The organism is Bacillus sp. 522_BSPC, from assembly GCF_001076885.1.
GTDB lineage: Bacteria > Bacillota > Bacilli > Bacillales > Cytobacillaceae > Niallia > Niallia hominis.
This window is the reverse complement of the sequence record NZ_JVDT01000232.1, coordinates 1-7,669: the sequence shown is the minus strand read 5'-3', so window position 1 is coordinate 7,669 and position 7,669 is coordinate 1. Positions and strand designations below refer to the sequence as shown.

The window sequence follows — 7,669 nt, the reverse complement described above, 5'->3', positions numbered from 1 at the left end:
GAAAAGTATACGATGTATACACACTCCCCTGATCGGAGTGTATAATAACTCCTTCTGGCTGATTGCGTTTATCCAAAGCATCCTGCAGTGTATCAATTACTAATGTCGTTTGTTGATGATTATAAATCTTATAAGCTACGATTTCATTATTATACAAATCCATAATCGTAGACAGATATAATGTTTCGCTGCCATACTGGATATACGTAATGTCCGTTACCCACTTCTCATTTGGTTTACTTGCACTAAAATCACGATTAAGAATATTAGGTACAATGACTTCACTTTCTCCCTGCGATTTCCACTTGCGTTTTGGTTTCACCTTACACTGCAAATGATGCTTCTGCATAATGTTTTGAACTGTGTTCCTATTAAGATGAATATGATGTTCTCGCTTTAGAATAGCTCTAATTTTCCTATGACCATTTCTATATTTAGTAGCCTTACAGATTTCAATAATTAACTCTTCATGTTCATTCCGATATTCACCAAACCCTTTAGTCCAACGATAATAGCTAGCACGTGGAATCCCTAAAACTTTTAAAATGGAAGTAACGGTATATTTTTCACGAAATTGTTCAACCAATTGTACTACTAGCCCTTTATCGACTCCTTTCTCATCGCCATATACTTTTTTAGAATTTCATTCTCCATTTTTAGGTGAGTTAGTTGATTACTTATTCGCTCGTCCTTACTTAAAGAATCGGGCCCATGCCCAAATGTATATTGTTTACCAATTGGCTGATCAAACCGATACATTTCTCCATTTTTGTACCATCTCATCCAAGTTTCAATTTGAGTTTTATTTTTGATTTTGTATTTGTTCATAATTTCCCGTGTTGTTAATTTTCCTTCAAGCTTATCTCTTACTACCGCCCATTTAATCTCTTTTGTATATACAGTTTTTTTGCCCACGCAAAAACACCTCCGAATAATGTCACAATACTTATCTCAAGTATTGCCATTTTGGAGGTGTTTTATATTGTCTCACTATTTTAGGTTAGTCCAAATAGCGTCGATTTGGATGTCCCTTTTTTGTTGTTATTAAGCGATTTGTATTTAAAGAACTGAACTTTTGGTATACAAAATCGCACCTGAAAAAGTTGTGTTACAGGACTTTCTGTAACGGTAATATTTAATAAGCCTTTTTATGCTCCATTAAAATTCTGTTATGGTAATTGTGAAAAAATGTACTTAAACAAACGGTGCAGGTTTGTTTAATAAAAAATTTATCTTTACCCTGTACTATGGTACAGGGTTTATAATTTATTAAGAGGTGAATATAGTGATGTTTCTTATTGGTGAACTTGCAGGAAAATGTGGTGTGAATAAAGAATCGATACGATATTACGAAAGAATGGGAATAATATCGGAGCCATCCCATACAGATTCGGGTTATAGGATGTATCCATCAGAAACAGTTGAACGCATAAGGTTTATTAAACGAATGCAAGAATTAGGATTTTCTTTATCTGAAATTCACAAATTACTCGGAATTGTTGATAAAGATGACGAACGGTGTATGCATATGAATGATTTTGTAGTAAATAAAATTGATGAAGTACAAAGGAAAATTAGAGACTTAAAAAGAATAGAACTTATGCTTTTTGAATTGAAAGAATGCTGTCCTGATGAAAAATCTTTATATGAATGTCCAATTATAGAAACTTTATTGAAAGAGGAGAAGGTGGGGGAATAATGGAAGATTGTTGTAGTAATCTTAAAGAAACGAAAACGGTAAACAATGTTGGTAACTGTACGATATGTAATAGTAAAGGTAAAAAAGTAAAGCTAATTACACTAAAATCAATCCTTAAACCGTCTGCATTAGAGACATTAGATGCAAATAAAAATCACTATTTTTGTTCAACCAAAGACTGTAAGGTAGTCTATTTTGATACAAGTAATAAAAAGTATCTTATATCAGATATAAAGGTCCCAGTTCATCAAAAGGATGATTCACCAACAACACCGATTTGTTATTGTTTTGATTGGACTAAAAACAGAATAAAGGAATATATAGGAAAAGGACTTACTCCTAATCCAGTTGAACATATTCGTGAAAACATAAAAGAAAACCGATGTGGATGTGAAGTGAACAATCCACAAGGTAGCTGTTGCTTAGGAAATGTAACAGCTTATATTAGAGAGCAATCCTAAGAACTAATGCGTTAGGGTGCTTTAGTTAAACAAAAATAAATAATTAATACACAAAAAAACACCGTACTAATTTCGGTGTTTTTTGTATGAGATTTAACTTGCTATTTTCCCATCTATTTTTAGTTTTGTACTCCAAAACAGAACCCGTTACACTTCTGGCCTTTTTTTATTTCAACTAATATTTACTATTATTCTTTTACCTTCAATAATCGTAAGCTGTTTAATGTTACAAGCAATGTCGCTCCCATATCGGCAAATATCGCGATCCATAGTGTTAACCAACCAGGCATAACTAACAGTAAGGCTACTAATTTAATTGCTAATGAGAAGGTAATGTTTTGCTTGATGATCGCCAAAGCCTTACGGCTCAATTTTATCGTATATGGCAATTTGCTTAAATCGTCAGACATTAACGCAATATCAGCCGTTTCTAACGCTGTATCAGTCCCAGCACCACCCATTGCTACACCAACAGTGGAAGCTGCAAGTGCTGGAGCATCATTCACACCATCTCCAACCATTGCCACGCTTTGATGTTTACCACGAAGTTCTTTAATGGAATTCAGCTTATCTTCTGGAAGTAAATCAGCTTTAATGTCCGAAACACCCACTTGTTTACCGATGGCAGTTGCTGTACGTTGGTTATCACCAGTCAGCATTACTGTTTCAATTCCCATATTGTTCAATTTACTGATGACAGTTTTTGATGTTTCTCTCATTTCATCTGCTACGGCAATTAATGAAAGGATCTCTCTTTCCGTTCCTAGCACCATCACGGTTTTCCCTTGGGTTTGCATTTCAGTAATCTTTTGTTTTCTACCACTTTCAATGCTTCCGTGCAATTCCTCGAAAAGATTTGGACTTCCTACATAATACATTTCATTTTTTACTTTGGCTTTTACACCTTTACCAGTAATAGATTGGAACTCTTCGACGGTCACAGCATTAAAGTTCAAACCATTTTCTTCTGCTTTTCTCATAATCGCTGAAGCAAGTGGATGTTGTGAGCCTTTTTCAATGGCTGCCGTTATTGTCATCAATTCATTTTCATTTCCAACATACGTCACGATGTCGGTTACAGCCGGAACACCTTTTGTTAATGTTCCTGTTTTATCAAAAGCAATAACTTTAAGAGCTCCAGCTTCTTCTAAATGAATACCACCTTTTATCAAAACACCATTTTTCGCTGCATTTCCTATTGCAGTAACAATTGAGACAGGAGTGGAAACAACCAAGGCACACGGACATCCAACTACTAATACGGCTAAACCTTGATAAATCCATTCACTCCAATCCCCACCAAATAGTAATGGAGGAACAACAGCAATTAAAAGAGCCAAAATCACAATCGCTGGTGTATAGTATTTCGCAAATTTATCAACAAACGCCTGAGAAGGTGCTCGTTCCGCCTGAGCTTCTTCTACAAGATGAATAATCTTTGAAAGGGTGGTGTCTTCAACTCGTTTTGTTACTTTAACTTCGAGCAATCCTTCTTCATTCAAAGTTCCTGCAAAGACTTCATCATCAATTGTTTTTGTTACTGGAACACTTTCACCTGTAATCGCAGCCTGGTTTAACGTAGATGTACCTTTAACAACTAATCCATCCATCGCTAATTTTTGACCAGGCTTTACGATCATAATATCTCCGACTTGAATATCATCAACGTGGACCATCATTTCTTCATTCCCACGACGAATTAATGCTTCTTTTGGTGCAATATCCATCAATGATTCAATGGATTGGCGAGCTTTATCCATCGAATAACGCTCTAATGCTTCACTGATAGCAAATAGGATAACAACGGTTGCTCCTTCGCCCCATTCACCAATTATTGCAGCACCGATAATCGCAATGGTCATTAGGGTATTCATATCGAACTGTAATCTGCTTAAATTCTTAAGGCCTTTAATAAATAGCGAATATCCGCCAATTAGGATAGAAGCCGCGTATCCAATCGTAGGTAGTAAATGTTCCTCACCGTATTGCTCCCCTAAAAACCAACTAATAACAAGCAATATCGCTGAAATATATACCTTAATGTTTTCTTTTTGCTTCCAAAAAGGTTCACGTTCAACTCTTTGTTCTTTTTCATCCCGGATCTTTAAATTTTCAAATGCTCCTGCTTTTTCTAATTCTTCAATTGTTGTTATACCTTTAACATAAACTTTAGATGCTCCAAAGTTTACTTTCGCATCCTGAACACCTGGTAATTCTTTAACATTATTTTCAAAAATGGCAGCACAGTTGGTACAAGTAAATCCTTGAACTCGATAGGCTTTAATTTCTTTTTCAGATAGTTTAGCTTGTTGATCAGCCATTTACCTTCACCTCTTTCTTATGTGCTAATGCAACCATCATAATCTGTCTAATGTGTTCATCATCTAACGAATAAAACGCGAGTTTTCCTTCTTTTCTAAATTTCACAACACCTTGCTTATGAAGAGTTCGCAAGTGATGGGATGCATTTGCAACTGTGACACCTACAATATTTGCTATATCACACACACATAACTCTTCATCTTGACATAATGCATAGGTAATTTTTGCTCTATTTTCATCAGCAATCGCTTTTAACATTTGGGCAACACTAACAATATCAACCGCTTGTAAATCCCCTTGTATTCGATTGACCTTTTCTTCGTCATAACAATAAATCTCACAAGTATCTTTCTTGTTCATTTTCTCACTCCATTCTCATTCAAACGTTTACTTGAATATAGTATACTCCTTTTTCGATAATATTCAAGTGGATACTTGAATGAAATTAAAAAAATATTCCTCCTTATTTAAAGTCTCATTTTTTTAATAAAAAAACCCGTCCAAAGATAGACGAGTTTTTTGCTTTTATTCTGCCATTTTCTATGGCAATTTAGTTGTCATTTGAGCTAGTTTTTTTGAAAAAGCACCTCAAAACGGAACCCTTTAACTTGTTAAGCAGGCTTTTTTGTATGAATGAAATCATCTAAAGCTACAAGAAATAAATCTTGTTAAATTTGTTTAAATAGTCTTGAATGAAAGCTTTGTTCAAATTATAATAAATAATGAAAATCATTATCATTTAGTATTTCGTTTATATGTAGGGAATAAAGAAATGAATAAATGAGAAAATAAGAAAAGTGTAAATAGAGGATTATTTTAACAGCTGTTTAATTCTACAGAAAAAATATAATAGATAAATTCATGAGAGAAATAAAGGAGGGGAGAATAAGTGGATATACTATCAACAGACAAACTTAAAATTGGATACGAAGACAAAATTATCGTCCATGATTTAAATTTACGTGTCCAAGAGGGAAAAATCACTACTATTATTGGACCAAATGGTTGCGGAAAATCAACGATATTAAAAACACTTGCGCGGATCCATAAGGCAAAAGCAGGATATGTTTATCTTGATGGAGAAATGATTCACAAAATACCAACAAAAAAAATTGCGCAAAGAATGGCAGTTCTTCCTCAATCTCCAGAAGCTCCTAATGGATTAACGATATTTGATTTAGTATCCTATGGGCGATCACCTCATCAAAGAGGCTTTGGACGCTTAGGGGAGAAAGACAAAGAAGTAATAAATTGGGCGTTGGATGTCACTGGGTTAACGGAATTGAAAAACCAGGAAGTCGATACGTTATCAGGTGGACAGCGACAAAGAGCATGGATTGCCATGGCGATTGCACAGGAAACAAATCTTCTTCTCCTAGATGAACCAACAACCTATTTGGATATGGCTCATCAATTGGAAGTTTTGAAATTATTAAAGAAATTAAATGAAGAAGAAAATCGAACGATTGTGATGGTTATTCATGACCTTAATCACGCAGCGAGATTTTCGGATCATATGGTTGCAATGAGAAATGGTCAATTAATGAAAGAAGGAACGGCAGAAGAAGTAATGACAGAAGAGGTATTAAGAGAAGTTTTTCAAATAGATGCTGTCGTAGTAAAAGATCCGAGAACCAATAAACCAGCATGCCTTTCCTATGATTTATTGCATCAAAAGGAAAAGGAAAAGGAATTAGTAATGGCCGCTAAGTAATCAATAAAAAGAGATTGCTTAGCTTTTTTTGTATTTTTCAACCTGTTAAATGCTGTTTACCATCCAGCACATCCAGCATGAATAAGCAAACTGGTCTTCCCCCTTTTCTTAGCATGAAGAGAAGGGGAGTTTCATATAATGGGATTGAGTATGATTTCACATAAATTTGCTTAATAGCGTCGTACCATTTTATAATTTTGGTATACTATTAGAATAGTGTAGTCAGAAATACGTACAGAAGGTTGAGATTAATGGATAAAAACATATTAATTAAAAAATTTCTAGAAATATTGCCTAATGAAAGTGTAAAGATTGATGAGGCGTTAAATAAATATACGTATACGAAAATTGGTGGGAAGGCTGATTTCTTGCTTTTTCCTCTTACGTACGAGCAATTACAGTCTGCGTATAAATTGGCATTAAGCGAAAATATGCCAATCACTATTTTAGGAAATGGTTCAAATGTGCTAATTAGAGATGGCGGAATTCGTGGAGTTGTATTTAATTTGACAAAGCTTGATGCTATTTCCCTTGATGGTAATAAAGTGATTGCTCAAAGTGGTGCTCCAATTATTGAGACATCTAGATTTGCCCTAGAGCATTCTTTAACAGGACTCGAGTTTGCTTGTGGCATTCCAGGTTCTGTAGGAGGAGCGTTGTATATGAACGCTGGTGCTTATGGGGGGGAAGTTTCTGACGTATTGGAAGCCGCAAAAGTTTTAACTAGAACTGGGGATATTCGCACAGTAACAAAAGCAGAATTAGAGCTTGGCTACCGTACAAGTAGTATTGGAAAAAATGGCTGGATAGCATTAGAGGGAACTTTTTCCCTTGAAAAAGGAACATATGCAGATATCAAAGCGAAAATGGATGAACTTACTTTCTTAAGAGAATCAAAACAACCATTAGAATATCCTTCATGTGGAAGTGTGTTTAAAAGACCGCCTAACCACTTTGCGGGGAAGCTTATTCAAGACAGCAGACTTCAAGGAACGAAAATTGGCGGTGCGCAAGTATCTACAAAACATGCTGGTTTTATCGTAAACGTAGAAGATGCAACAGCAAATGACTATCTATCTTTAATAAAGCATGTGCAAAAGACGGTAAAAGAAAATTTTAACGTAGACCTTGAAACAGAAGTAAGAATCATCGGGGAAGAATAGAAAATCTACCCGTAAAAAAGGATTATTGTTATAGGATGAGGCTGGGACAAAAGTATTTCAACTAATAATAAACACGAACTTTTGTATAGTTAGTATACATAAAAGTTCGTGTTTTTCAATTTGAAAAAAAGTTTAAAAACGAAGTGGAATGGAGCGGAGGACGCTTGACTCCTGCGGGAAATAGAGACGCTTAAGGCCCCGCAGCGCATGCGAGAAGGCTCAGCTTCCTCCCCCGGCGCATCGTGCGTCTGTAGCGCAATGGAACTACTTAGTTTTTACACTTAACTATATTTAAAAACATAGATAACCA

The 7,669-nt window shown here is 35.2% G+C and carries 8 protein-coding genes; 4 read left to right on the top strand and 4 right to left on the bottom strand.

Annotated features, from left to right (window positions below; translation table 11 throughout):
* Together ADJ83_RS18770 and ADJ83_RS18765 are read right to left on the bottom strand one after the other, a co-directional pair.
* The coding region (locus ADJ83_RS18770; RefSeq protein ID WP_048717144.1) for an IS3 family transposase at positions 1-586 on the bottom strand (586 nt) is incomplete at its 3' end.
* An 8-nt stretch (positions 587-594) separates the two neighbouring features.
* On the bottom strand, positions 595-915 hold the full coding sequence (locus ADJ83_RS18765) for a transposase (protein ID WP_016200952.1): 321 nt from the start codon (positions 913-915) through the stop codon (positions 595-597).
* A gap of 370 nt (positions 916-1,285) precedes the next feature.
* Between ADJ83_RS18765 and merR the strand changes: the two genes are divergently transcribed.
* Both merR and ADJ83_RS18755 read left to right on the top strand, forming a co-directional pair.
* Complete coding sequence (gene merR, locus ADJ83_RS18760) at positions 1,286-1,699, top strand: Hg(II)-responsive transcriptional regulator (protein WP_031536230.1); 414 nt, start codon at positions 1,286-1,288, stop codon at positions 1,697-1,699.
* Positions 1,699-2,160 carry a putative iron-sulfur cluster-binding metallochaperone gene (locus ADJ83_RS18755; protein WP_031536231.1) on the top strand — a complete coding sequence of 154 codons (462 nt, stop codon included), beginning with the start codon at positions 1,699-1,701 and terminating at the stop codon, positions 2,158-2,160. Before merR ends, ADJ83_RS18755 begins: the two co-directional genes overlap by 1 nt.
* A gap of 188 nt (positions 2,161-2,348) precedes the next feature.
* On the opposite strand, the gene ADJ83_RS18750 is transcribed toward ADJ83_RS18755, so the two are convergent.
* Both ADJ83_RS18750 and ADJ83_RS18745 read right to left on the bottom strand, forming a co-directional pair.
* Positions 2,349-4,481: a heavy metal translocating P-type ATPase gene (locus ADJ83_RS18750; RefSeq protein WP_031536232.1), complete on the bottom strand. Its 2,133-nt coding sequence runs from the start codon at positions 4,479-4,481 to the stop codon at positions 2,349-2,351.
* Complete coding sequence (locus ADJ83_RS18745; protein ID WP_031536233.1) at positions 4,474-4,842, bottom strand: ArsR/SmtB family transcription factor; 369 nt, start codon at positions 4,840-4,842, stop codon at positions 4,474-4,476. The genes ADJ83_RS18750 and ADJ83_RS18745 overlap by 8 nt, the downstream gene beginning before the upstream one ends.
* A 529-nt stretch (positions 4,843-5,371) precedes the next feature.
* Between ADJ83_RS18745 and ADJ83_RS18740 the strand changes: the two genes are divergently transcribed.
* Positions 5,372-6,196 carry an ABC transporter ATP-binding protein gene (locus ADJ83_RS18740; RefSeq protein WP_031536234.1) on the top strand — a complete coding sequence of 275 codons (825 nt, stop codon included), beginning with the start codon at positions 5,372-5,374 and terminating at the stop codon, positions 6,194-6,196.
* A gap of 251 nt (positions 6,197-6,447) precedes the next feature.
* On the top strand, positions 6,448-7,359 hold the full coding sequence (gene murB, locus ADJ83_RS18735) for a UDP-N-acetylmuramate dehydrogenase (protein ID WP_048718703.1): 912 nt from the start codon (positions 6,448-6,450) through the stop codon (positions 7,357-7,359).
* Positions 7,360-7,669 lie beyond the last annotated feature (310 nt).

Bases quoted from the DNA above. Each gene is read 5' to 3' on its own strand.
- murB (WP_048718703.1), top strand. From the start codon at position 6,448: ATGGATAAAAACATATTAATTAAAAAATTTCTAGAAATATTGCCTAAT.
- ADJ83_RS18755 (WP_031536231.1), top strand. From the start codon at position 1,699: ATGGAAGATTGTTGTAGTAATCTTAAAGAAACGAAAACGGTAAACAAT.
- ADJ83_RS18750 (WP_031536232.1), bottom strand. From the start codon at position 4,481: ATGGCTGATCAACAAGCTAAACTATCTGAAAAAGAAATTAAAGCCTAT.
- ADJ83_RS18745 (WP_031536233.1), bottom strand. From the start codon at position 4,842: ATGAACAAGAAAGATACTTGTGAGATTTATTGTTATGACGAAGAAAAG.